The sequence below is a fragment of the Terrisporobacter mayombei genome (assembly GCF_020748465.1).
Taxonomy (GTDB): Bacteria; Bacillota; Clostridia; order Peptostreptococcales; family Peptostreptococcaceae; genus Terrisporobacter; species Terrisporobacter mayombei.
In genome coordinates, this window is sequence record NZ_JAHZMP010000058.1 from 1 (window position 1) to 602 (window position 602).

1 protein-coding gene is annotated in these 602 nt (G+C 59.3%); it reads left to right on the forward strand.

Features of this window, described 5'->3' with window-relative positions; all coding sequences use genetic code 11:
* Positions 1-89: 89 nt before the first annotated feature.
* Positions 90-602 (forward strand): phage minor tail protein L (locus K0039_RS20280; RefSeq protein ID WP_228106776.1); only part of this gene is annotated, 513 nt, incomplete at its 3' end.

The following is a 602-nucleotide window of genomic DNA, read 5'->3' on the forward strand; positions in this document are numbered from 1 at the left end:
CAGATAAAGGTGACCTGTGCCGGGTGGTCTGCGCGGGTAGGGATGTTGCGCGTTGAGTTCAGCGCGGAGTTTAAGCAGGTGGTGAACTGATGCAGGATATCCACGAAGAAAGTCTTAACGAGTCGGTTAAATCAGAGCAGTCACCGCGGGTGGTGCTCTGGGAAATTGACCTGACGGTGCAGGGCGGTGAGCGCTATTTTTTCTGCAATGAGCTGAATGAAAAAGGGGAGCCGGTCACCTGGCAGGGGCGGGAATATCAGGCATACCCGATTGACGGCAGCGGCTTTGAGATGAACGGGAAGGGCAGCAGTGCCAGACCGTCGATGACGGTGTCCAATCTGTCTGGTCTTGTCACCGGAATGGCGGAGGATTTGCAGAGCCTGGTGGGTGCCACGGTGGTCCGCCGCCGGGTGTATGCGCGTTTTCTGGATGCGGTGAATTTTGTGGCGGGCAATCCGGAAGCGGACCCGGAGCAGGAGCTGAGCGACCGCTGGGTGGTGGAGCAGATGTCGGAGCTGACAGCCATGAAGGCCTCGTTTGTGCTTGCCACACCGACCGAGACGGACGGGGCGCTGTTTCCCGGTCGCATCATGCTGGCGAAC